General features: G+C 61.9%; 21 protein-coding genes and 1 riboswitch. Of the genes, 11 read left to right on the top strand and 10 right to left on the bottom strand.

What is annotated here, in order from left to right:
- Positions 1–25: 25 nt before the first annotated feature.
- Entirely contained in the window at positions 26–1,216 is a 1,191-nt protein-coding gene (locus JYP46_RS16010) for an ATP-binding protein (protein WP_113156144.1), read from the top strand.
- Between the two features lie 126 nt (positions 1,217–1,342).
- Positions 1,343–2,059 carry a phosphate signaling complex protein PhoU gene (gene phoU, locus JYP46_RS16005; protein ID WP_113156145.1) on the top strand — a complete coding sequence of 239 codons (717 nt, stop codon included), beginning with the start codon at positions 1,343–1,345 and terminating at the stop codon, positions 2,057–2,059.
- Positions 2,060–2,220: 161 nt separating this feature from the next.
- Here phoU and JYP46_RS16000 read toward each other — a convergent pair whose 3' ends face one another.
- On the bottom strand, positions 2,221–2,742 hold the full coding sequence (locus JYP46_RS16000) for a GcrA family cell cycle regulator (RefSeq protein WP_113154008.1): 522 nt from the start codon (positions 2,740–2,742) through the stop codon (positions 2,221–2,223).
- Positions 2,743–3,115: 373 nt separating this feature from the next.
- On the opposite strand from JYP46_RS16000, the gene JYP46_RS15995 reads away from it, so the two are divergent.
- From JYP46_RS15995 to JYP46_RS15985, 3 genes are read left to right on the top strand one after another with little or no spacing between them, the layout of a single operon-like run.
- Positions 3,116–4,309, top strand: coding sequence for an aspartate aminotransferase family protein (locus tag JYP46_RS15995; protein ID WP_206548679.1), 1,194 nt, complete (start codon positions 3,116–3,118; stop codon positions 4,307–4,309).
- Positions 4,310–4,328: 19 nt separating this feature from the next.
- A complete protein-coding gene (gene argF, locus JYP46_RS15990; protein WP_113154010.1) occupies positions 4,329–5,246 on the top strand; it encodes an ornithine carbamoyltransferase in 918 nt (305 codons plus the stop codon).
- Positions 5,228–6,229 carry an Hsp33 family molecular chaperone gene (locus tag JYP46_RS15985; protein ID WP_113156146.1) on the top strand — a complete coding sequence of 334 codons (1,002 nt, stop codon included), beginning with the start codon at positions 5,228–5,230 and terminating at the stop codon, positions 6,227–6,229. Before argF ends, JYP46_RS15985 begins: the two co-directional genes overlap by 19 nt.
- On the opposite strand, the gene apaG is transcribed toward JYP46_RS15985, so the two are convergent.
- Complete coding sequence (gene apaG, locus JYP46_RS15980) at positions 6,222–6,614, bottom strand: Co2+/Mg2+ efflux protein ApaG (protein ID WP_113154011.1); 393 nt, start codon at positions 6,612–6,614, stop codon at positions 6,222–6,224. The genes JYP46_RS15985 and apaG overlap by 8 nt on opposite strands.
- Positions 6,615–6,845: 231 nt before the next feature.
- On the opposite strand from apaG, the gene JYP46_RS15975 reads away from it, so the two are divergent.
- Entirely contained in the window at positions 6,846–7,451 is a 606-nt protein-coding gene (locus JYP46_RS15975) for a CDP-alcohol phosphatidyltransferase family protein (protein WP_206548678.1), read from the top strand.
- Between the two features lie 26 nt (positions 7,452–7,477).
- Here JYP46_RS15975 and JYP46_RS15970 read toward each other — a convergent pair whose 3' ends face one another.
- A complete protein-coding gene (locus tag JYP46_RS15970; RefSeq protein WP_206544507.1) occupies positions 7,478–8,668 on the bottom strand; it encodes an O-succinylhomoserine sulfhydrylase in 1,191 nt (396 codons plus the stop codon).
- A gap of 50 nt (positions 8,669–8,718) precedes the next feature.
- A riboswitch (SAM riboswitch) is annotated at positions 8,719–8,796 on the bottom strand.
- A gap of 84 nt (positions 8,797–8,880) precedes the next feature.
- Between JYP46_RS15970 and JYP46_RS15965 the strand changes: the two genes are divergently transcribed.
- Positions 8,881–9,972: a 2'-deoxycytidine 5'-triphosphate deaminase gene (locus JYP46_RS15965; protein WP_113154013.1), complete on the top strand. Its 1,092-nt coding sequence runs from the start codon at positions 8,881–8,883 to the stop codon at positions 9,970–9,972.
- Between the two features lie 9 nt (positions 9,973–9,981).
- On the opposite strand, the gene JYP46_RS15960 is transcribed toward JYP46_RS15965, so the two are convergent.
- The 5 genes from JYP46_RS15960 to JYP46_RS15940 form a co-directional block, all read right to left on the bottom strand.
- Positions 9,982–10,779, bottom strand: coding sequence for an ion transporter (locus JYP46_RS15960; RefSeq protein ID WP_206548677.1), 798 nt, complete (start codon positions 10,777–10,779; stop codon positions 9,982–9,984).
- Between the two features lie 228 nt (positions 10,780–11,007).
- Positions 11,008–12,888, bottom strand: a complete 1,881-nt coding sequence (locus tag JYP46_RS15955; protein WP_206548676.1) for a PhoX family protein — start codon at positions 12,886–12,888, stop codon at positions 11,008–11,010.
- A 197-nt stretch (positions 12,889–13,085) separates the two neighbouring features.
- On the bottom strand, positions 13,086–14,522 hold the full coding sequence (locus JYP46_RS15950) for an NAD-dependent succinate-semialdehyde dehydrogenase (RefSeq protein ID WP_206548675.1): 1,437 nt from the start codon (positions 14,520–14,522) through the stop codon (positions 13,086–13,088).
- Between the two features lie 119 nt (positions 14,523–14,641).
- Positions 14,642–15,586 (bottom strand): LysR substrate-binding domain-containing protein, encoded by a 945-nt coding sequence (locus JYP46_RS15945; RefSeq protein WP_206548674.1) that lies wholly within the window; start codon positions 15,584–15,586, stop codon positions 14,642–14,644.
- A gap of 17 nt (positions 15,587–15,603) precedes the next feature.
- On the bottom strand, positions 15,604–16,386 hold the full coding sequence (locus JYP46_RS15940; protein WP_206548673.1) for an aspartate dehydrogenase: 783 nt from the start codon (positions 16,384–16,386) through the stop codon (positions 15,604–15,606).
- A gap of 182 nt (positions 16,387–16,568) precedes the next feature.
- Here JYP46_RS15940 and JYP46_RS15935 point away from each other — a divergent pair, with 182 nt between their 5' ends.
- Positions 16,569–17,522: a dihydrodipicolinate synthase family protein gene (locus tag JYP46_RS15935; protein WP_206548672.1), complete on the top strand. Its 954-nt coding sequence runs from the start codon at positions 16,569–16,571 to the stop codon at positions 17,520–17,522.
- Positions 17,523–17,698: 176 nt separating this feature from the next.
- Complete coding sequence (locus JYP46_RS15930) at positions 17,699–18,241, top strand: 3-hydroxyanthranilate 3,4-dioxygenase (RefSeq protein ID WP_206548671.1); 543 nt, start codon at positions 17,699–17,701, stop codon at positions 18,239–18,241.
- A 92-nt stretch (positions 18,242–18,333) separates the two neighbouring features.
- Here JYP46_RS15930 and JYP46_RS15925 read toward each other — a convergent pair whose 3' ends face one another.
- Positions 18,334–19,785: a RimK family protein gene (locus JYP46_RS15925; protein WP_206548670.1), complete on the bottom strand. Its 1,452-nt coding sequence runs from the start codon at positions 19,783–19,785 to the stop codon at positions 18,334–18,336.
- A complete protein-coding gene (locus tag JYP46_RS15920) occupies positions 19,782–20,258 on the bottom strand; it encodes a GNAT family N-acetyltransferase (RefSeq protein WP_206548669.1) in 477 nt (158 codons plus the stop codon). The genes JYP46_RS15925 and JYP46_RS15920 overlap by 4 nt, the downstream gene beginning before the upstream one ends.
- 582 nt (positions 20,259–20,840) lie before the next feature.
- Here JYP46_RS15920 and JYP46_RS15915 point away from each other — a divergent pair.
- Positions 20,841–21,995 (top strand): efflux RND transporter periplasmic adaptor subunit, encoded by a 1,155-nt coding sequence (locus JYP46_RS15915; RefSeq protein ID WP_206548668.1) that lies wholly within the window; start codon positions 20,841–20,843, stop codon positions 21,993–21,995.
- 3 nt (positions 21,996–21,998) lie between these two features.
- On the top strand, positions 21,999–22,494 hold a 496-nt coding region (locus JYP46_RS15910), incomplete at its 3' end, for an efflux RND transporter permease subunit (RefSeq protein WP_206548667.1).

Below are 22,494 nucleotides of genomic sequence, written 5' to 3'. Positions count from 1 at the left end.
GACGATCGCGGGAATGGACTTCGTAATGAGTGCGAATGAGAACAATGGGCAGGAAAATCAGGACGGCGTTGAGCGCGGTCTTGTTGCTCGTATCGGATCGGCCCTGAAAGCCGCTGGCGCCCTTTTTGCGGGCGCACGCAGCAATGGCAAGGCCGAGAAGCCGCGCCCGAAGAAGGGCGACATCAATTCATTGCCTGCCGTCTATCTGGCGGCGGCGGTGCTTGACCCGCTGTACATCTTCGACAGCAATGGCGGCATACTCTATGCCAATGAGGCGGCTGATCTTGCGTTCGGCCCTGTGTCGAAGAGCGTGTCGCTGCGCCTGAAATTCCGTGCGCCTGAAATGCATGAGCTGGTCGCCAAGGTGATCTCGGGTGCGGAGGAGTCCGTCGCGATCAATTATGCGGAGCGGGTGCCCGTCGAGCGCGCCTACCGGGTGGTAGCGAGCCGCATTGGCAATGATACTGGCCTTTATGTCCTGCTCTTCAAGGATCAGAGCGAAGCGCGCCGGATCGACCGGATGCGGGCGGACTTCATCGCCAATGCCAGCCATGAGCTGCGCACGCCGCTGGCCTCCGTTGCGGGCTTCATTGAAACGCTGCGCGGCCCGGCCCGCGATGACCCGGCGGCGCGGGAAAAGTTCCTGCAGATCATGCAGAACCAGACGCAGCGCATGGCGCGGCTCATCGATGATCTCCTGTCGCTGTCACGGCTGGAGATGAAGCCCTATCAGAAGCCGAGCACGCAACTCGATGTGGTGGAGCTCGTGAAGGGCGTGATGGAGTCCATGCGTCACATTGCCGGCGAGAATGATGTCGAGTTTGTTTCGGAGCTCGGTGTCAAACCGATGCTGATCGCAGGGCATTCCGATGAGCTTGTTCAGGTTTTCGAGAACCTGATCGAAAACGCCTGCAAATATGGCAGTGACGGTGAGCGTGTTATCGTATCGGCCGAGCAGGCAAGCCCGATGGATGAGGTGCGGATCACGGTGCGCGACTTCGGTCCCGGCATTCCCGAAGAGCACATCCCGCGCATCACCGAGCGCTTCTATCGCGTGGATATCGAAACGAGCCGGATCCAGAAGGGGACGGGCCTCGGCCTTTCCATCGTGAAGCACATTCTGACGCGGCACGATGCGCGGCTTTCCGTGAAATCGGCGCCGGGAGAGGGCTCTTCGTTCACCGTTCATTTCCCGCCCGTGCCGCCGGCAGGGTAAGGCAGAACAGTCCGGGCGCAGATTGCGTCACCACTTTCATTTTACCGCCATCACAATAACTTAGTAGGGATGGCAGGCAACGAGGCCGACCGGGCTGAGAAGGCCGGGCTGAGAAGGATTGAAACCATGCAGACACAGCACACGATGCGGTCATTCGACGATGAGTTGAACTATCTGTCGGACCAGATTGCAGCCATGGGTGGCTATGCTGAGCGCATGGTGGCGGAATCCGTCGCTGCGCTCGTGCAGTCGGATGCCGCACTGGGCCGCAAGGTGGTCGAGGATGATCTGTTCCTTGATGAGAAGGAGCGGGAGATCGGTGAACGCGCCGTCATCATCATCGGCAAGCGCCAGCCGGTCGCCGACGATTTGCGCGAGATCGTGGGCGCCATTCGTATTTCATCGGATCTGGAGCGCATCGGCGATCTCGGCAAGAACATCGCAAAGCGCGTTGTTGCGGTGACCGAGGGCAGTCAGCCGATCCGTCTTTTCCGCGGGCTGGAGGCGCTGGCGAGCCTGGCGCTGACCCAGCTCAAGGAAGTGCTCGATGTCTATGCCTCCCGTTCCGTGGAGCGCATCGGTTTCGTGCGCGACCGGGATGAGGAAATCGACGCCATGTACACGTCGCTCTTTCGGGAGCTGCTCACCTACATGATGGAAGACCCGCGCAACATCACGGCCTGCACCCATCTTCTGTTCTGCGCCAAGAACATCGAACGCATCGGCGACCATGCGACCAATATCGCGGAAACGGTGCATCACATCGTGACGGGCCGGCAGTTACCGCTCGAGCGTCCAAAGGAAGATCAGAGCCACCGGGTTGTCGCGGCGCCCGAAAACTAGCCACGAGAGCGGGCAAGCAAGCCGGTAGCCGTTGATTGAGGCGAGGGCGAGGGGCTTCTCGCGCCCTCGGCCCGTGCGGTGCTTCAGATTTCACTCAGGCAAAGAAAAACCCGGCTGCGCATGATGCGAGCCGGGTAGTGCAGAGGAGAAGTCTTTCGCGATCAGCGCGCCCGGCGCCGCTCCGAAGCGGGCTGGTAGGCGATGCGCGAATGGTAGGCGCAGTAGGGGCCGCTCTCGCCGGCTTCGTTGCCGCAGAAGCTGAACTCTTCCGACAGCGGGTCGCCGTTCGGCCATTTGCACGTCGTTTCGGTGAGCTGCACCAGCTCCAGCTTGCGCGAGATCGGCACAACCACGTCCGAAACCGGACGGATATAGGTCTGGGCCACCGGCTCCTGGTCGAACTGCGCCTGAAGCGCGGTTGCGCCGATGGACACCGTGGTCGGCCGCGTGGCGCGCGGACGACGCGTGGTGGTCGTCGTCGTGGTCGGCGCTGCGGTGGCTGCCTTCTTCTGGCGCGTGCGCGGGCTCGTTGCGCGACCGCGGCTGGAGAGTTTGAGGCGGTGCACCTTGCCGATCACGGCATTGCGGCTGACGCCGCCAAGCTGGGCTGCGATCTGGCTTGCGCTCAGTCCTTCCGCCCAAAGTTTCTTTAAGGTTTCGACTCTTTCGTCAGTCCAGTTCATCGGGACACGCTCCTGTCCAGCGTGCGGAATCCGAATCCAGTCTCGCTCAGCCAAAGCCGAGGGAGCACCATATAATCATGGTAGAAGTGGTCCGCCGCACAAAATGTAGTCTTTTTGCTTGACCAGAAACTACCTTATCGTCTGACTCCGTGACAAGAGTCCTTACCGTAAGCTGATTCGCTTTTTAGGGTTTTCCCCAATTTGCTGGTTTTCGGTGTCACCTGGCTGTCGTGCCGCGTGCGTTGACACTTATGCGGAAACAACCGATAAATCCCGTAGTGCCGCCCTTGGGGCGGCATTTTGATTTCACCCTTCTGCACGCGCGTCCGCGCGAGGCAGGAACCAATTCTCAGGCTCAGCGGAGACCGTGTGGATGCGTGAATCTGCGCTTTATGGAACTTATGCCCGTCAACCCCTCGCATTCGAGCGCGGCGAGGGCTGCTGGATCGAAACGGCTGATGGCGAGCGTTATCTCGATTTCGCTGCCGGCATTGCCGTCAATTCACTGGGGCATGCGCACCCGCACCTCGTAGAGGCGCTGACGGAACAGGCCGGCAAGCTCTGGCATGTCTCCAATGTCTATGAAATTCCCGGTCAGGCCCGTCTGGGCGAGCGCCTTGCAGAGAGCAGCTTTGCCGAGAAGGTGTTCTTCACCAATTCGGGCGCAGAGGCGCTGGAATGCGCGATCAAGACGGCGCGACGCTATCACCATGTGAACGGCCAGCCCGAGCGTATCCGTATCATCACGTTCGAGGGCGCGTTCCACGGTCGCACGCTCGCTACCATCGCTGCCGGCGGACAGGCGAAGTATCTTGAAGGTTTCGGCCCCAAGGTCGAAGGTTTCGATCAGGTGCCGTTCGGTGACGAAGATGCGCTCTTAAAGGCAATCGGCCCGGAAACGGCGGCTATCCTTGTGGAGCCGATCCAGGGTGAGGGCGGTGTGCGCCCGGTTCCCAATGCCTTCATGCGTCGTCTGCGCGAGCTTTGCGACCGGCATGGCCTGCTGCTCATCCTTGATGAGGTGCAGAGCGGCGTCGGGCGCACGGGCAAGCTGTTTGCCCATGAATGGGCCGAGATCACGCCGGATCTGATGGCGGTTGCCAAGGGCATTGGCGGCGGTTTCCCGCTCGGCGCTTGCCTTGCCACGGCCGAGGCTGCCAAGGGCATGACGCCCGGCACCCATGGCACGACATTTGGCGGCAATCCGCTCGCCATGGCGGTCGGCAATGCTGTGCTCGATGTGGTGCTGGAGGACGGTTTCCTCGAGAACATCGCCGCGCGCGGCCTGCAGCTCAAGCAGGGGCTTGCCGCCGTTGCCGACGAGTTCCCCGATGTGATCGAGGGTATTCGCGGTGAAGGTCTGATGATCGGCATCAAATGCAAGGTGCAGAACCTGCGCCTTCTGGACGCCCTGCGCGACCAGAAGATGCTGGTGGTGCCGGCCGGCGACAATGTGCTGCGTCTGTTGCCGCCATTGATCGTGACCGAAGACGAAATTCGCGAGGCGGTGAAGCGCATTCACGATGCCGCTGCCGCGGTGAACGCGACCGAAAAAGCCGATGCTTGATAAAACCAGGGAGACGGGCATGGCCAGCGGTCTTCGCCACTTCATTGATCTTTCGACCGTGGACGCGCAGGACCTGCGTTTCATGCTGGACGATGCGCGTGCGCGCAAGGAACGTCTGAAAGCCGGCGAGCGCGAGAAGCCGCTCGAGGGCAAGGCGCTTGCCATGATCTTCGACAAGCCGTCGACGCGCACCCGCGTGTCGTTCGATGTCGGCATGCGTCAGCTGGGTGGCGAGACCATCATGCTGACCGGCGCGGAGATGCAGCTTGGCCGCTCGGAAACCATCGCCGACACGGCGAAGGTTCTGTCGCGCTATGTCGATGCCATCATGATCCGCACCACGGCGCATGAGCGCCTGCTGGAACTGGCGGAAAATGCGACGGTCCCGGTTATCAATGCCCTGACCGATGATACGCATCCCTGTCAGATCATGGCCGATATCCTCACCTTCGAGGAGCATCGCGGCCCGGTGAAGGACAAGCTGTTCGCCTGGACCGGCGACGGCAACAATGTTCTGCACTCGCTCATCGAGGCATCGGCGCGCATGGATTTCCGTCTCAACATCGCGGTGCCGAAGGGCAGCGAGCCGGACGCGAAATATGTCGAGTGGGCGCGCGCCAATGGTGGCCGCATCACCTTCACCAAGACCGCAGAAGAAGCGGTGGCGGACGCCGACTGTGTCGTCACGGACACCTGGGTTTCGATGGGCCAGGAGCATCGCGCACGCGGCGGCAACGTGTTCATGCCCTACCAGGTGAACGAAGCGCTGATGAAACACGCCAGGTCCGACGCGCTGTTCATGCACTGCCTGCCGGCGCATCGCGGCGAAGAAGTGACCGACGAGGTTATTGACGGCCCGCATTCAGTGGTGTTTGACGAGGCTGAAAACCGTCTTCACGCACAGAAAGCAGTCCTTGCATGGTGTTTAACCCGGTGACGAGCGAAGCGAGAAAATTGGGCGAGTTCGGCTTCGCCGGCGACGATCACGTCGTGCCCTTCGATGTGGAGCCTCTGGATGTGCGCGGCCGCGCGGTCCAGCTCGGGCCGATGCTCGACCAGATTCTCGCCCGTCACACCTATCCCGAACCGGTGGCGCGGCTGCTTGCCGAAGTGATCGTGCTCACGGTGCTTCTGGGCAGCTCGCTCAAATTCGAGGGCAAGTTCATCGTTCAGACCCGTTCCGACGGGCCGGTGGACATGCTGGTTGCCGATTTCGCGACGCCGAGCTCGGTGCGCGCCTATGCGCGGTTCGATGAGGACCGTCTGGCGGAAGCCGTGGAAGCAGGCAAGGATTCGCCTGAAGATCTGCTCGGTGCCGGCGTTCTGGCTCTGACGGTGGATCAGGGCTCGGACATGCAGCGCTATCAGGGCATCGTTCAGCTCGACGGCACCAATCTCGAAGACGTGGCGAAGACCTATTTCCGCCAGTCCGAACAGATCCCGACCGAGGTGCGGCTTGGCGTGGCCAAGATGGTTCTGCCGGGCGCCGATGGCGGCCAGGAACACTGGCGCGCGGGTGGCGTTCTCCTGCAGTTCCTGCCGGCTTCGCATGAGCGCATGCGTGGCGCGGATCTGCACGGCGGTGACGGCGACGAGAACCATGACGGCTCGACGCATCCCGAAGACGATGCCTGGCAGGAAGCGCGCATGCTGCTTTCCACGGCCGAGATGACCGAGCTGGTCGATCCCACCGTGGGATCGGAGCGGCTTCTCTATCGCCTGTTCCACGAGCATGGCGTGCGTGTCTATGAAGGCACGAACGTGCTGGACGACTGCTCCTGCTCGCGCGACAAGATCAAGGCGGTTCTGGACGGTTTTACGCCGGAAGAGCTGGCTGAGAGCACGGATGAAGGCTCCATCCGTGTGACCTGCGAGTTCTGCTCGACGGAATACGTGTTCGACCCCGCCGACTTCAGTTGATCCGTGCGGCCGCGCCCGGCAGGTCGAGCGAAAAGGCCGGGATGTCCACATCGAAGAATGCACCATGCGGACCGCGCATGGTGTAGCGTCCGACCATGATGCCCGAGGGTGCCGTAAGCGGGCACCCGGAGGTGTAGGTGTAACTGTCGCCGGGCTGCAGCACCGGCTGTTCGCCGACCACGCCCTCGCCACGCACTTCCTGCACCCGTCCCGTTTCATCGGTGATGTGCCAGTAGCGCGAAACCACCTGAACGGTTTCGGGCGAATGGTTGGTGATGGTGATCCGATAGGCCCAGACGAAATGACGGCTTTCCGGGTCCGACTGGGACGACAGATAGCTGGGCTCGGCGCACACTTCGATGGATTGGGTGACGGTTCGATACATTGGGGCAAGCTCTTGCTGGACGCGCCACGCGAGCATCGCGTTGCGCGTCTTCATGAAAGACCGCGACTATAGCAGAAATTACGGCAGAGCTCATGGCGTCTTCGCTCAGGAAGGCCCCGTAATGCTCCCCAGTGACGCTCCCCATAACGTTCCCATGACGCCATTGTGAGCGGCATGAGAGCAGGAAAGACGCTAATCATGGGCCGTTCAGCAGGGAAACAGTGGTGAAACATGCTTGACGGTTGGGCGCACCGAAAGATCGATCCCGGATTGTCGGCCATGGCGACGCAGCTCGCGGCGGCGGGAGTGCGCGCGAACGCCATCACTTATGCAGGTCTGGTTCTGGGGCTGGCGGCAGCGGCGGCCATCGCATTCGGTGGGTACTGGGCCGGACTGGCGCTTATTCTCGCCAGTCGGCTGTGCGACGGGCTGGATGGCGCTGTGGCGCGCATCAACGGCAAAACAGATTTCGGCGGCTATCTCGACATTGTGCTCGATTTCGCCTTCTACGGCGCGGTGCCGCTTGGCTTCATCATTGCAAATCCGGAAGCCAACGCCATTGCCGGCGGGGTGCTGCTTCTTGCGTTCTACGTCAATGGGGCGAGCTTTCTCGCCTATGCGGTGATGGCCGAAAAACACCGTCTCAAGAGCAGGGCGCGGGGCGAGAAATCGCTGTTCTTCACCACAGGGCTGGCCGAGGCCAGCGAGACGCTGGCCGTGTTCGTGGCCATGTGCCTTTTCCCGCAATGGTTCGCGATCTTTGCCTACGCCTTTGCTCTCATCACGCTCTACACGACCGTGTCGCGCATCGTGCTGGCGGCAGGCCGGTTCGGCTGAACCGGCCCGGAGCGCGGGGCTGAGGTTTAGACCGCGTCCAGCGCGCGCTCGACATCGGCGACAAGGTCATCGCCGTCTTCGAGGCCCACCGAAAGGCGCAGCGTGCCATCGCCAATGCCAAGCTCGGCGCGCGCCTCGTCCGACAGGTTCTTGTGCGTCGTCGTGGCGGGATGCGTGATAAGGCTCTTGGCGTCGCCCAGATTGTTGGAAATCTGGAAGATTTTCAGCGCATTCTCAAACGCAAAGGCTTCCTTCTTGCCGCCCTTCAGTTCGACGCAGAGAAGCGTCGAGCCACCCTTCATCTGTTTGGCGATGATGTCGGCCTGCGGGTGGTCCTTGCGGCCGGGATAGATGACGCGTGCGATCTTCGGATGCCCGGCGAGCAGATCCGCGATGCGGCCGGCGCTCTCGGTCTGCTGGCGCACGCGCAGCGGCAGTGTCTCCAGTCCCTTGAGCAGCGTCCAGGCGTTGAACGGCGAGAGGCTCGGCCCGGTGTGACGGAAGAAATCCTGCAGGTGCTCGTCCACCCACTCCCGGTCCGAAAGCACGACGCCGCCAAGGCAACGGCCCTGACCGTCAATATGCTTGGTGGCGGAGTAGACGACCACGTGTGCGCCAAGCTCCAGCGGCTTTTGCAGGAGCGGCGTGGCGAACACGTTGTCGACCACCAGTCGCCCGCCGATTTCGTTGGCAAGTGCGGCGACACCGGCGATGTCGGCCACTTCCAGCGTCGGGTTGGTGGGGCTTTCAAGGAAGAACAGCCTGGTGTTGGGCCGCACGGCGGCTTTCCAGTTCTCAAGCTTTGCGCCATCGATCAGCGTGGTTTCGATGCCGTAGCGCGGCATCAGCGTCTCGACCACCCAGCGACAGGAGCCGAACAAAGCGCGGCCGGCGACCACGTGATCGCCCGCCTTGAGAGAACAGAGAAGGGCGGCGGTGACGGCAGCCATGCCGGATGACATGGCGCGGGCTTCTTCTGCACCCTCCAGCGCACACATGCGGCGCTCGAACATGTCCACGGTGGGGTTTGCATAGCGCGAGTAAACGAAACCGGGCTCTTCGCCCTTGAAGCGCGCCTCGGCGGCTTCCGCGCTGTCATAAACGAAGCCCTGAGTCAGATAGAGCGCTTCTGAGGTCTCGCCGAAATGCGAGCGGGTGACCCCGCCATGCACGAGGGCTGTCTGTGGTTTCCAGTTGTCTTCGAAATGATCGGTCATCGCTTCTTTACCCAACAAAAAAACCGGCCGCGAAAAGTCGCATGCCGGTTCGTCCATCGAGCGCGGCCTTTTAGCGACTTCTTTAACGTGGCTGCAAGCCGACCGGCCAAATCACCACGGGATAAAGGTCCATTAGACCCTCAAGCGCCTTGCGTCAACGACAAGCGGCGCTAAACCTCGTTCAATTAAACCCTGTGCAAGGAGAAGGGGCGTTGGCAAAAGCGGGAATTCTGCCGGACAAGGACATCGCGGCACTGTTCGACAACGGGGCGCTGGCCTCGGCCCGCCCACTGGACCCTGACCAGATCCAGCCGGCCAGTCTCGACCTCAGGCTTGGCGCTGTGGCGTATCGCGTGCGCGCCAGCTTCCTGCCCGGTCCCAACCATCGCGTTTCGGAAAAGCTCGACCGGCTCAAGCTGCACGAGATCCAGCTGGGCGAGGGGGCGGTTCTGGAAACCGGCTGTGTTTACATCGTGCCGCTTCTGGAAGGGCTCGACCTGCCGGATGGCATCTCGGCTTCCGCCAATCCGAAAAGCTCGACCGGCCGGCTCGACATCTTCACGCGCGTGATGACCGACAATGGCCAGGAGTTCGACAAGATCCCCGCCGGCTATTCCGGCCCGCTCTACATGGAAGTGAGCCCGCGCACCTTCCCCATCGTTGTGCGCACCGGCTCGCGCCTGTCGCAGATCCGCTTTCGCACCGGCAAGGCGCTGCTTGATGAAAGCGCGCTTTCTGACCTGCATGCGCGTGAAACGCTGGTCGCGGCGGAAGAGCCGAACATCACCAAGGGCGGCATTGCGCTTTCAGTGGATCTGAGTGGCGACGCCAACGGGCTGATCGGTTACCGCGCGAAGCATCACACGGCGCTGATCGACGTGGACAAGCGCGACCAGCACGAGGTTGCCGATTTCTGGGAACCGCTCACCGGCGATGGCGCTGGCGGCCTGATTCTCGATCCGGACGAGTTCTATATTCTCGTGTCGCAGGAGGCGGTGCATGTGCCGCCCTTCCATGCCGCCGAGATGACGCCTTTCGATCCGCTGGTGGGCGAATTCCGCGTTCACTATGCCGGCTTCTTCGATCCCGGCTTCGGCCATTCATCGGCAGGCGGAACCGGCAGCCGCGCGGTTCTGGAAGTGCGCAGCCACGAAGTCCCGTTCATTCTCGAACATGGACAGATCGTTGGCCGGCTCGTTTATGAGCGGATGCTGTCGCGGCCGAGCGCGCTCTATGGCGCGGACCTGAAGTCAAACTATCAGGGCCAGTCGCTCAAGCTCTCCAAGCATTTCCGGATGCGCTGATCGTTCCGATCAGCGCTCCACCTTCTGCTTCTCGGCATTCATCGCCTGCACTTCTTTGCGCAGGGCGCGGATTTCATCGAGGATGACTTCCTGTTCGGCCTGTAGCGCCGTGCGCTCTGCCGATGCTTCCTCATCATGCTCGGCCTGCATGGCCGAGACGATGATACCGATGAAGAGGTTGAGCACCGTGAAGGTGGTGGAGACGATGAAGGGGATGAAGAACATCCAGGCAAGCGGATAGACTTCCATCACCGGTCGCACGATGCCCATCGACCAGCTTTCCAGCGTCATGATCTGGAACAGCGAATAGGCCGAATGGCCGATCGTGCCGAACCAGTCGGGGAAGGACGCGCCGAAAAGCTTCGTCGCCATCACGGCGAACACATAATAGACGAGGCCGAGCAGCAGCATGATGGAGCCCATGCCGGGCAGCGCCGCGACAAGGCCGCCAACGACCCGGCGCAGCGACGGCACCATGCTGACCAGCCGCAACACACGCAGAATGCGCAGGGCGCGCAGCACCGAGAGGCCGGCCGTTGCCGGCACCAGCGCGATGCCCACGATCAAGAGATCGAAGATGCGCCAGGGATCGCGGAAGAAATTCTTCTGGTAGACCGCGAAGCGCGCCATGAGTTCCAGCACGAAGACGCCGAGGATTGCCCGGTCGATCGTCAGCAGCAGCGGGCCAAGGGCGGCCATGGCGCGCTCTGAGGTTTCGAGCCCGAGCGTGACGGCGTTGATGACGATGAGGACGGTGATGACCGCCTCGAAACGGCGGGATTCAATCAGGCTCTTGAGCGCTTGCACGGTGTGGTGATCCGGTTGGTGAATTGCATTATGCGGGGCGGCTGACAGGTGGGGTGGAAATGTGTCTGCGTCAAGCCGTCATAAACGGCTCGTTTTGAAACGAAAAGGGCTGGCCGCTGTGCGGGTCAAGAGAGTGAGCGGGATGGTGCGCCATCTCCGAATTCGCCCCCGCATGCAAAAGGGGACGCCCCGCAGGACGTCCCCTTTCTGATCTGCGGCGGTGGGCAATCAGCCGATGGCCTGGCCATCTTCGCGCCAGACCGCGATGACCGCCGAGCGCGGCTTGCCGTTTCCGTCCGGCCAGTTGCCGCCCGGATGCTGGATGCCGACAAAGGCGACCTTGCCGTCCGGCGACCAGCTGAGGCCGGTCACTTCCGCGCCGTTCGGCGCGGTCAGGAAGCGGGCGATCTCGCCGGTTTCGGGATTGCCGACCAGCATCTGGTTGTTGCCCTGGCCAGCGAACTCGCCTTCATTGCTGTCGTCGCCGTCGGTCTGGATCCACAGCATGCCATCGGAGGAGAAGGCCATGCCGTCGGGCGAGTTGAACATGTTGCCTTCGTTGACGTTTTCCGAGCCGGCATAGACGTTGTCGTAGACGGTCGGGTTGCCGGCCATGACGTAGAGATCCCAGGTGAAGCCGTCTGCGCCATGGTCTTCGCCAGCCGGGCGCCAGCGCACGATCTGACCGTAATTGTTTGTCTCGCGCGGGTTGGGGCCGCCCACCGGCTGTTCATCACCGCCGGCATTGGCCTTCACGCCACGGTTCTTGTTGTTGGTGAGAGCGCAATACACCTCCACGCGCAGCGGGTTTGCGGCAACCCATTCGGGGCGGTCCATGGTGGTCGCGCCGACCTTGGAGCCCGCCATGCGCGAGAACACCAGAATGTCCGCCAGTTCCATGCCCGTGCTTTCCGGGGTCAGCGGCAGCCACTCGCCGGTCATGTCGTCATTGAACTTTGCGACATACAGCGTGCCGTTCGACAGCAGGCCATCGGTCGGCTGGCCTTCGGCCCAACTCTTGTCGGAGACATATTTATAGATGAACTCGCCGCGCTCGTCGTCGCCCATATAGACCACGATGCGACCGTCGGCGGCCTGCACCATCTCGGCGTTCTCGTGCTTGAAGCGGCCGAGCGCCGTATGCTTGACCGGGGTGGAGGACGGGTCGCGCGGGTTGATTTCCGTGACCCAGCCATGGCGGTTCGGCTCGTTGGGCTCTTTTGCGAGGTCGAAGCGCTCTTCAAACTTTTCGTAGGCGTAACGGCCTTCGCCGCCGATGCCGTAGCGCTTTTCTCCTTCGGTGGCTTCACGCTTGGCGGTCGTACCGAAATAGCCATTGAAGTTTTCTTCGCAGGTCAGATAGGTGCCCCAGAGCGTCTTGCCGGAGCCGCAATTGTTCATCGTGCCCTTGGGCGAAACGCCTTCAGGATCTGCGTTGGTCTTGACCAGATCGGAGCCGGCGGCGGGGCCGTCCATCGTCATCTGCGTTTCATGGGTGATGCGACGGTTGTAGGGGCTGTCGAGCACGACTTCATAGCCGTCGCCGCTGTCGGCGATCTCGAGCACGGTGACGCCCTGCATGTTCTTGAGAAGACGCACTTCATCGGCGTTCTGCGGCATGCCTTCGGAGGCGGCCGGCAGGTTGATCTTCGGATTCACATATTCCGAATTGATCGCGAGGATCGTCTTGTCGCCATCGACAAAGGTTTCCATGCCGTCGGTGTTCTCACCGAACACCTTGTCGGACATGTCGACGGACACGCCCGTTTCCGGCGAATAGGCGCCCTCGGCTTCCTTGAAAAGCGGATCGCCCCAGCGCACCAGCGTCTTCCAGGCGTAGCCTTTCGGGACGTGAATGTCGTGGTCGGTGGCGATGCCAATCGGCTCGAACGCGAAGGCCGAGACTTGCGCCTTTGCGGAGGTGGTGGAGGAGAGAACTCCACTCCCCATCACGGCTGCGGCAGAGCCGAAGGCAAGCACGCCGCCCAGAAAGCCACGGCGCGAAATGGCGCGCTCGACAACCGCATCGAAGCCATTGGCATCGGGGCGGGGATCGCGCATTTCATCGAATTCATCCCAGGAGAGATTGACGATATCCTGCTTTTTCATGACGGCATTCCTCTGGCTTTGTGCTGGACCGAGCCGACCTGTCTCGGCAAATGCCCAGACTCCTAGCGGAGGCGTGCGACGGTGATTTGACAGCCGGTGGAAAGTCGCGGGCCTGAGGGGAAAGTGGATATCGGCGGGTGAGGAGCCGTGGGATTGGCGGGTGCGCGCATGGTTGGCGGCGCGCACCCGCACCCGGATCAAACAATCGTCATGCTGTGCGACACGTTCTTGACGACCATGTAGTTGTGCAGGCCCTCGGTGCCGCCTTCGCGGCCATAGCCGCTGGACTTCACGCCGCCGAACGGGGTTTCCGGCAAGGAGGCCTCCAGCGTGTTGAAGGAGAGGTTGCCCGCCTCCACGCCGTCGGTCATGCGGTCGATATAGTCGGCGCGGTTGGTGAAGCCATAGGCTGCGAGGCCGTAAGGCACCGAGTTGGCCTTCTCAATCGCCTCGTCCAGCGAGCTTACCGGATTGATGACGGCCAGCGGGCCGAACGGTTCTTCCTGCATTACCCTGGCATCGTCGGGGACGTTCACCAGCACGGTCGGCTGGAAGAAATACCCGGCATTGCTCATGCGTGCGCCGCCGGTGCGCACCTCGGCGCCCCTGGCGCGGGCGTCCTCGACCAGAGCACTGAGCGCGGGGAGGCGGCGCTCATTGGCCAGCGGCCCCATTTCGACACCCGGCTCGACGCCGTTTCCAACCAAGGTTTGAGCAGCGCGTTTCACGAAGGCATCGGCATATTCGTCGAAGATGCTTTCATGCACGAAGAAGCGCGTGGGCGACGTGCAGACCTGTCCGGCATTGCGCATCTTGCGAACTGCACCGCTGATCGCGGCCTTCTGCACATCCGTGTCTTCGCAGACGATCACGGGCGCGTGCCCGCCGAGCTCCATCAGCACCGGGGTCATGTGTTCGGAGGCGAGCGTCGTCAGCTGCCTGCCCACCGCCGTCGATCCGGTGAAGGCGACAAGCCGCACCGCGTCGTGCCGGATAAGGTGATCGGAAATCATGGCGGGCGTGCCGAAGACGAGGTTCAAAACGCCTTTGGGAAGGCCGGCATCATGAAACGCGCGGGCGATGTGCAGCGCGCCGGCCGGCGTCTCTTCCGCAGCCTTGAGGATGATCGAGCACCCCGAGGCGAGCGCGCCTGCAACCTTCCGCGCCGGCTGGCTCATCGGAAAATTCCACGGCGAAAGACCGGCAACCACGCCGATGGGCTGGTGATGAACCATGTAGCGCACGCCCGGAGCAGACGGGATGACACGGCCATAGGTGCGCACTGCCTCGCCCGCATCCCACTCCAGGAACTCGCAGCCACGAATGACTTCCAGCCGCGCCTGAGAGAGCGGCTTTCCATGTTCGGCGGTGATCGACTGTGCGATCTCTTCCTGCCGCTCGCGCATGAGCGCGGAGGCCCTGAGAATGATGTCCGCACGGTCTCTGGGCGCGGTCCGGCTCCACACGCGGAAGCCCTCCTGCGCGGCGGCCAGCGCATCGTCCAGATCGGCAATGTCGGCATGCGGCAATCGGCCGATTTCCTGTTCGGTTGCGGGGTTCACGACCGGAAGGTCATCTGCCGTTTTGCGCCACTCTCCACCGATATAGAGGTGTAGTTCCGGATAGGTGCTCATCATGCCCTCGTAAGACTGTATTTCGGGGCAAAGGTCTCATTCGGGCAGGTATGTTCTCAAGGAAATTGACCAAATACGGATATCCGATTGCGTGATAGCAGGCGTCTGCCGGCCAGCGCTCAGATATCCGTGGCCACCTTTCGCAGAACGTTCAGAAAGGCGGCGCCTGCGGGCGAAAGGCTTTGCTCGCCGCGGTGCGAAACGCCCACCGGACCGGCGCCGAAGGGAACGGCCCAGTCGATGCGGGCCAGAAGCCCGTGTTCGATGTCGAGTGACGCCACATGGGCTGGCATGAGGCCGACGAAATCATGCGTTTGCAGCAATGTGCGGTTGGCGAGGTAGGAGATCGACTCGATGGCCGTGGGCGGGGTGTATTGCCCCTGCCGCACGAAATACTGATCTGTCTGCCGCCGCAGGGTCGTCTCAAGCGGCGGGAGTATCCAGCCGAAGGGCATGAGCTGCTCGAAGGTGACGGAACTCTGCTGCGCCAGCGGATGCTGTGTCCCGGTCACGGCCACGACGCGTTCATCGAAGAACTTTTCCTGCTCGACCTTTGAGCGATGCCTGTGGCTGGGCAGGCGACCGACCACCATGTCGATCTCGCCGGAGAGCAGTGCGGGCATGAGAACTTCGTTGGTGCCCTCGACGATCTTGATCGCCACTTTGGGCCGTTCCTGCAACAGCTTCTCGATGGCGAAGGGCAGGAGGGTCGGCGAGGCTGCCAAAAGCGTGCCGACCACGACGCGCCCGCTGTTGCCCTCGTTCAGATCATCGAGTTCCTGCGCGGCGTTTGAAACCTGCGCGAAGATCAGCTTGCCGTGCCGTATCAGCGATGCGCCGAAAACGGTCGGAACCACGCCGCGATTTGTGCGCTCGAAGAGCTTCACCTCGAAGTCGAGTTCCAGGTCCTGAATCATCTTGGTGGCGGCGGGCTGCGAGATGCCCAGATGGCGCGCCGCGTTCTGGATGTTGCCGTGTTGTCCCACAGCGATGAGAAGCCGGAGCTGACGCAGCTTCAGGCGGGTCAAAGCGCGCTCGACGATGCGGGAATGACGCGTGATCACGAGACTCGCCTCCCTGCCTAGAGCGTAACGGTCTGCCGCTGCCGCATGATCGCGGCCACGACGCTCATGGCGGCAAGGGCTGAGCTACGGGGATTGTCAGGCAGCGCGCGGCCCTCGATGTGGAAGGAAAACTGTCCGAAGCCACCCTCGGCGTGAACCTCGTGAATGTTGGCGGACACTGCCGGGTCGGCAATGAGCCTGACCTTCGTGGCTTCGAAACCGAGCCCGGCAATCGCCACTGCGGCTGCCACATTGGCATTCTTCGGGTAGCGCATCGCTGCCTCGCCTGCCGTTCCCTCGAAATGGATCCCGGCGCTTTGAAGCGCATCGAGGTCGAGCACGTTTTCGGCGGGCGATCCCTTCCACCCCAATGGCGGTTTCCTTCCGACATAGGTGACGGCATCCAGCCCGCCAACCGACGCCGCCTGAAGGCAGTCGAGCGCGCCAATCGCACCGCTTGCAAGATGAAGCCGGGCAGAGCCCTGCGCGCCGGCGGTTTCCAGTGCCCGCAGCAGGGCGGTGTCAGCCAGTGCGCCAAGCGACACGGTCACCAGATCGCGGCCACTGCGGAGTATTGCGGGGCCGTGTTCGCTCAGCGCCGCGTGTCCCGCGCAATCGACCATCAGATCGACATCCGCCGGCAACGTCTCGACGCTGGCCACACGGAGAATCCCGTCATCGGTGGCCTCGTCCAGGCGCGCCGGGCGCACCATCAGGATACTGGTTGTGATCCCGCGTTCATCAAGTTGCCGGCGCACATACCGTCCGATTGCACCGTCGCCGATTATGCCGATCTTCATCCAAGCCTCCTGAAACCAGTGATCACGTATAAAGTAAATGCACGCGGCCTTGATATAGATTTTTTGAATATCCAATTCGGCGCAATGCGTTTGGTTTCGCGGCCAGTTCAGGATTGTGTTGGCAGCATCTTCCGCCATCTCGGGCGGTTTCCAAACTGCATGCCAGCCAGGAACGACAGCAAATGAAATACGCCAAACATGAAGCCAAGGCCTATGCGCGCGAAACAATGCGGGGCATCTGGGCCGCTGCGCTGAACCCCTTTGATGCGAACCTGGCTATGGATGAAGCCGGACTGCGCCGGAACATCCGGCACTGGATCGATGACCTGGAGATCAAGGGGCTGTTTGTGGCTGGCAAGCAGGGCGAATTCTGGTCCATGTCGCTTGAAGAGCGCAAGCGCAACATGACGGTGGCCGCCGACGAATGCGGCGACAAGGCCGGTACGATCATGTCCATTTCGGATCAGAATGTGGACACTGTCGTCGAGCTTGGCCGTCACGCGGAAGCGTGTGGCGCCGATTATGTTGTCGTTCATGCGCCGATGCTGAGCTTCTGCCACGACCGCGATGAGGTTCTCTACAACTATTACAAATATCTCTGCGACCGGCTGGATATCGGCATCGCCATGTGGAGCCATCCCGACAGCGGTTATCTCATGGAGCCGGAGACCTGCGCACGCGTGGCGGAACTGCCCAACATCATGGCGATCAAATATTCGGTCCCGCGCGAGATGTATGTGCGTCTGACGCAGATGGTCGGCGACAAGATCCTCGTTTCCACCTCGGCCGAGGATGAGTGGCTGGACAATATCGAGGAGCTGGGCTGGCAGCTCTATCTCTGCTCCTCTCCGCCCTATCTGCTCCAGACCGCCAATGACCGGCGGATGCATGAATACACGCAGCTGGCCTTTGCCGGAAAGTTCGCCGAGGCGCGCCGCGTGCGCGACAGCCTCAACCCGGTGCGCGAAGCGATCCGCAGCACCAAGCCGGGCGGCAAGCCCACTGCACACGGCAAATATTGGCAGGAACTTCTCGGTCAGGTCGGTGGGCGCGTGCGTCATCCGATGCTCGAACTGACGGAAGCCGAGAAAGCGGCAACCAGCGCGGCGTTCGAGAGCAGCGGGCTGCTGCTTTAAACCTTTGGGCATCTGGCCGGGGCGCGTCCCCGGCCCCTGGCTTCATCGCTGCACTGCGGTGGCTGTCGAAAGCCAGGAGCGGGCCGGGTATGCCCATTTTCGATAGCTGCATAGCCGGTTCACGTTTGAGGCGCTGCCGGCTTTGCAGCAAGCTGAGGGCAAACAGGGAGGTTTCCATGTCGAGACTTAAAGCGTTCAACTTCAAGGCCTGGATCGACGAGCACCGCCATCTGCTCAAGCCGCCGGTCGGTAATCAGCAGATCTGGGAGGATGCCGATCTGATGGTCACCGTCGTTGGCGGGCCGAACAAACGCACGGACTATCACGACGATCCGGTGGAAGAGTTCTTCTACCAGCTCGAAGGGGATATGGTTCTCAAGATCTATGACGGCGAGGAATTCTACGACGTTCCGATCCGGGAGGGCGAAATCTTCCTGCTGCCGCCGCATGTCCGCCACTCGCCACAGCGGCCCCAGGAGGGGTCCATCGGCCTTGTGGTCGAGCCCAAACGGCAGCCGGGAGAGCTGGACGCGGTCGAATGGTACTGTTTCGATTGCGGAACGCTGGTCCATCGCGCCGAGCTGCAGCTTCAGTCCATCGTCGAAGACCTGCCGCCGGTCTACAAGAAGTTCTACGCTTCGGAAGAAGACCGCACCTGCCCGAACTGCGGAACGGTGCATCCCGGCAAGGAGCCGCCGGAAGGCTGGGTCACGCTCTGACGCGCCCCCGGCTGCCCGAGCCCCTTACCGGGCGTGGGCGTCAAAACAACCTGCCCGGCCAGTCGGGCAGGTTTTTGGCCGGAGAAAAGTTTTCAGCGCTCCAGCCGGTCGATGAACCACTGTGTCAGACGGGTCCAGACTTCGTCTTTCTCTCCGGCATCCTCGCAGCCGTGATCCAGATTGGGATTGTCGTTGACCTCGATGACGTGAATGCCCTCCGGTGTCGCCTTGATGTCGACGCCGTAGAGGCCGCTTCCGATGCAGCGGGCGGCGCGCACTGCGGTATCGAGAACGTCAGCCGGTGTTTCGGTCAGTCGGAACGAGCGGAAGCCCCCTTCGTCGGGACGTCCCTGCCGCTCGTGATTGACGATCTGCCAGTGCTTCTTCGCCATGAGATACTGCACGGAGAAGAGGGGCTCGCCATCGAGAACCCCGATGCGCCAGTCAAACGCGGTCGGCAGGAATTTCTGCGCGATGAGAAGATCGGAATCTTCCAGCCATTTCATCGCCAGTGTTTTCAATTCGGCCATGTTCGAGGCCTTCTTCACGCCGCGCGAAAACGAGCTGTCCGGCGTTTTGAGCACCAGCGGAAAACCCAGCAGGTCAGCCGCGCGTTCAAGATCGGCGGCGCCGGCAATCATCACGGTCGGCGGAACCGCCACGCGGTGCGTTGCCATCAGCTCGTTCAGGTAGACCTTGTTGGTGCAGCGGATCATCGAGAGAGGATCGTCGATGACCGGCATCCCTTCCTGCTGCGCGCGGCGTGCAAACCGATATGTGTGGTTGGAGATGGACGTTGTCTCGCGGATGAAAAGGGCGTCGAAATTTGCCAGCCGCGGCAGGTCCTTCCGGGTGATCGGCTCCACCTCCACTCCCATCCGGGCAGCAATGCGCGACCAGTGCTTCAGCGAGGCCACGCTCGATGGCGGCAGTTCCTCGCGCGGGTCGATCAGCGTTGCGAAACTGTAGCGTGCCGGAACGCGGGTGCGGCTGTCGCGCCACTGCCGGCTGGTATAGCTGTGCAGGGAGGCGGTGAAGCGTTCTTTCTCCGCCGCGCTCATGCGCGATAGCGGGCGAAAGCCGATGCGCGTGATCGTCGCCCATTCTCCGTCCTTGATGGCGACTTCGAGCGCGGGGGCGCGAAACCAGTCGAACAGGAGTTTTGCAAACCGCTCCCAGCCCCTGTCGGGACCAATGCCAAAGAACACGCTGACGCTTGCAGGAAAGACGCCGCCTGTCTCCGCCCGGCAGCGATTGAGCGCCTGCTCCAGTTCGGGAAGTGCGTTTTCATAGAGTTTGCGCGCCGACAGGTCGATCATGGTTTCGACCGAGGGAATGACGCGATGGCCGCGAGAGCTCGCCAGCAGCGATGCATAATATCCGCGGCTCTGATAGGCGTAGCTGGACGACAGGTTGATGATTTTCGGCCGCTGGCCCCGAAACAGGGCTGGATGCGCCAGGTAATCGCGATTGGTGATGATCTTGTAAGGGGTGGCGGTCTCGTCGAGGTCGCCTTTCTTGCCTGTCAGGATGACCCAACTCATCTGGGGCCGCTCTCCGTGTTGAAAGCGCGTAACGCCTTTTCGTAACGAAGCGCGCTCATGCCGTCTTGATAGTAATTCTCGTATCGGCCGAATGGGTGATAGCCGGCGCGCTGATAGAGCCGGATCGCCCCTTCATTGTCTTCCCGCACTTCCAGCCGCACCGCGCGTAGGCCCCTGTCCAGCACCCGGCGTTCGAGTTCCAGAAGCAGAGCCGCCGCCACGCTCCTGCCGCTTTCGGCAGGATCAACCGCGATGGAATAAAGCCGCGCAATGGTGCTGGTGCGCCGCGTCAATGCCAGCGCATAGCCAATGATGCGCCCGTCTTCCTCGGCCGCACAGATGACGGCGCTCTTCGCCTCCATCAGGCGTCTCAAGGAGCGGCGCGACAGCCTGTCGCCGGGGAACGCTGCATTCTCAATCGCAAGCAGCGCTTCGAGGTCGCGCGCATGTGGCGTTCGAATATCAAACGGCATGCCACCGTCGCCCTGACGCGAAAAATGTGCCTGTGCGGTCAAGACCGTCCGCAGGGTCCGGCAAGGCGTATTTGATGCGAAGACATTCCCCGGAATGGAAATGCAAAGTGAGAACCTCGAAATGACCGCGCTGGCGGCCTGGGCCCGGATCAGTGAACAGGCCGCATCTTACGCCTTCTCACTTCTCCGCGCCATCGTTTCTCATCGATGCGAGACCGATTGTGCGAACCTGGGTGGTGCGGTCGTGGTCGGTCAGGTTGAAAAGCGAGATGCCGCTCCGGCGAGGCGGGGCACGTTGCATCAAAGCTCTGGACGTGGGCTTCATGTAACGGCCCGGACCGGACGGATGCTGTGCGGTGCATCCCCGTGCATGAGATGAACCGCATGTATGCATGCATGATGAGTTGGCTTTCACGCTTGCCGATGAGCGCGCGGTGATCGTCGCCAGCGATCAGGGAAAGCAAAATTGCGCATCCTCTGGACTCTGAGGTTGCGCCGTATATTGTTTAATTAGCCGTTTATATTAGCGAAACCGTGTTGCGCCTTGGGGTGGCACCGGTTCAGGCCGGAGGGAGGGGTTAGATGTCCAGAAACCGCAGCAGTCGCGTGTCCGGTCTGAGGTTTGACAGAGGGCGCAACGCAACGGGGGCATTGCTCCTTTCCGCGCTGTTCCTGATGGGCGGTTCTGCAAACTCGGTCGCTCAGGACATGCCGCCGCCGGCGGTGGTCGTGGAACCCGTTGCATTGGTGGATGTCGGGGAGACCGCTGTCTTCAACGGTCGCCTTGAGGCGGAGAAGCGTGTGGCCATCAGGCCGCGTGTCGCCGGAACCCTGGAGAGCATCGATTTTCAGCCGGGTGATCGGGTGAACAAGGGCGATATCCTTTTCCAGATTGATGATGACCTTTATGCCGCCGCCGTTAAAGAAGCGGAAGGCGCTGTGCGGTCTGCAGAGGCGCTGCAAAAGTCTGCCGAGCTTGAAAGGGAGCGGCAGGCGGAACTGGTCAAGCGGCAGGCCACGTCGCAGGCCATGCTGGACAACGCCATTGCAAATCTCGGCAATGCCGATGGCGCGCTCATTCGGGCGCGTGCGGCTCTGGAGCGGGCGGAGCTCAATCTCTCTTACACCAGTGTGGAAGCGCCTTTTGCGGGGCGTCTTAGCGCTGCAACAGTTGATGAAGGTGCGCTCATCGGTCCTGAGGGCGGCCCCCTTGTCGCGCTCACGCAGCTCGATCCGATCCACGTTATCTTTCCCGTGCCAACCGCGATCTATCGTGACTATTCCGAGCGCGTTCAGGCAGGGGAAGCCAGCACCAAAGCGTCTGTAAACCTGGTGCTCGCAAACGGGTCGGAGTATTCGCTGCCGGGAGATCTCGACTTCATTGAAAGCACGGTCAGTCCCGGCACGGACTCGATCAATCTCCGCGCGCGCTTTGACAATGCCGATGGCGTTTTGCTGGATCAGGAACTGGTTCGCGTCGTTCTCGCGTCAAGCGAGCCGGAACCCCAGCTCACTGTGGATCAGCGCTCCGTGCTTCACGATCTGAGCGGCACCTATGTGATGGTCGTGAATGGCGAGAATGTCGTCGAGCAGCGCAGGGTCGAGATCGATCGAACCGTTGGCGGGCGTTCCGTTATCAGAACGGGGGTCACAGAGGGTGAGAATGTGATCACGGATGGTCTGAACAAGGTTCGGCCAGGAATTGTGGTGGATGCAGCTTTAGCTTCGGGGAGCTGATCCATGATTGCCAATGTATTCATCTCCCGGCCGCGCCTCGCTGCGGTCATATCGATCGTTCTTTTCCTGAGTGGTCTGCTCGCTCTGGCGCGCATGCCCGTCGAGCAGTTTCCCGATATCGTTCCGCCGCAGGTTTCCGTGATCGCCAGCTATCCTGGGGCGGGTGCGGAAGTGACCGAGCAAACGGTTGCGCAGATCATCGAAGACAAGGTCACCGGTGTCGACGACATGATCTACATGCAGTCGACGTCTGGCGCGGACGGGACGTACATCCTGTCCGTGAGCTTCGAGGTCGGCACGGATCCGGATATCGCCACCGTCAACGTGCAGAACCGCGTGGCTCTGGCAGAGCCGCTTCTGCCGGCGGAAGTCAATCAGATTGAGAACGGCGGTGGAAAACTAGACCACGGTAGCGGCTGGATTGTCCTGCTGCGGGCGGCTGAAAAGTCGTCCACTTTTTCCCTTTTCTGCTTGGCGCAGGGAGGGACGAGGGATCTAC

It is taken from the genome of Nitratireductor aquimarinus (assembly GCF_017255295.1).
Lineage (GTDB): Bacteria > Pseudomonadota > Alphaproteobacteria > Rhizobiales > Rhizobiaceae > Nitratireductor > Nitratireductor aquimarinus.
This window is presented reverse-complemented; position numbering and strand designations above follow the sequence as displayed.

What these genes read in the sequence shown, in the direction of transcription:
- JYP46_RS16010 (WP_113156144.1), top strand. Translation starts at nt 26, where the DNA reads ATGAGTGCGAATGAGAACAATGGGCAGGAAAATCAGGACGGCGTTGAG.
- phoU (WP_113156145.1), top strand. Translation starts at nt 1,343, where the DNA reads ATGCAGACACAGCACACGATGCGGTCATTCGACGATGAGTTGAACTAT.
- JYP46_RS16000 (WP_113154008.1), bottom strand. Translation starts at nt 2,742, where the DNA reads ATGAACTGGACTGACGAAAGAGTCGAAACCTTAAAGAAACTTTGGGCG.
- JYP46_RS15995 (WP_206548679.1), top strand. Translation starts at nt 3,116, where the DNA reads ATGCGTGAATCTGCGCTTTATGGAACTTATGCCCGTCAACCCCTCGCA.
- argF (WP_113154010.1), top strand. Translation starts at nt 4,329, where the DNA reads ATGGCCAGCGGTCTTCGCCACTTCATTGATCTTTCGACCGTGGACGCG.
- JYP46_RS15985 (WP_113156146.1), top strand. Translation starts at nt 5,228, where the DNA reads ATGGTGTTTAACCCGGTGACGAGCGAAGCGAGAAAATTGGGCGAGTTC.
- apaG (WP_113154011.1), bottom strand. Translation starts at nt 6,614, where the DNA reads ATGTATCGAACCGTCACCCAATCCATCGAAGTGTGCGCCGAGCCCAGC.
- JYP46_RS15975 (WP_206548678.1), top strand. Translation starts at nt 6,846, where the DNA reads ATGCTTGACGGTTGGGCGCACCGAAAGATCGATCCCGGATTGTCGGCC.
- JYP46_RS15970 (WP_206544507.1), bottom strand. Translation starts at nt 8,668, where the DNA reads ATGACCGATCATTTCGAAGACAACTGGAAACCACAGACAGCCCTCGTG.
- JYP46_RS15955 (WP_206548676.1), bottom strand. Translation starts at nt 12,888, where the DNA reads ATGAAAAAGCAGGATATCGTCAATCTCTCCTGGGATGAATTCGATGAA.
- JYP46_RS15950 (WP_206548675.1), bottom strand. Translation starts at nt 14,522, where the DNA reads ATGAGCACCTATCCGGAACTACACCTCTATATCGGTGGAGAGTGGCGC.
- JYP46_RS15940 (WP_206548673.1), bottom strand. Translation starts at nt 16,386, where the DNA reads ATGAAGATCGGCATAATCGGCGACGGTGCAATCGGACGGTATGTGCGC.
- JYP46_RS15935 (WP_206548672.1), top strand. Translation starts at nt 16,569, where the DNA reads ATGAAATACGCCAAACATGAAGCCAAGGCCTATGCGCGCGAAACAATG.
- JYP46_RS15930 (WP_206548671.1), top strand. Translation starts at nt 17,699, where the DNA reads ATGTCGAGACTTAAAGCGTTCAACTTCAAGGCCTGGATCGACGAGCAC.
- JYP46_RS15925 (WP_206548670.1), bottom strand. Translation starts at nt 19,785, where the DNA reads ATGAGTTGGGTCATCCTGACAGGCAAGAAAGGCGACCTCGACGAGACC.
- JYP46_RS15920 (WP_206548669.1), bottom strand. Translation starts at nt 20,258, where the DNA reads ATGCCGTTTGATATTCGAACGCCACATGCGCGCGACCTCGAAGCGCTG.
- JYP46_RS15915 (WP_206548668.1), top strand. Translation starts at nt 20,841, where the DNA reads ATGTCCAGAAACCGCAGCAGTCGCGTGTCCGGTCTGAGGTTTGACAGA.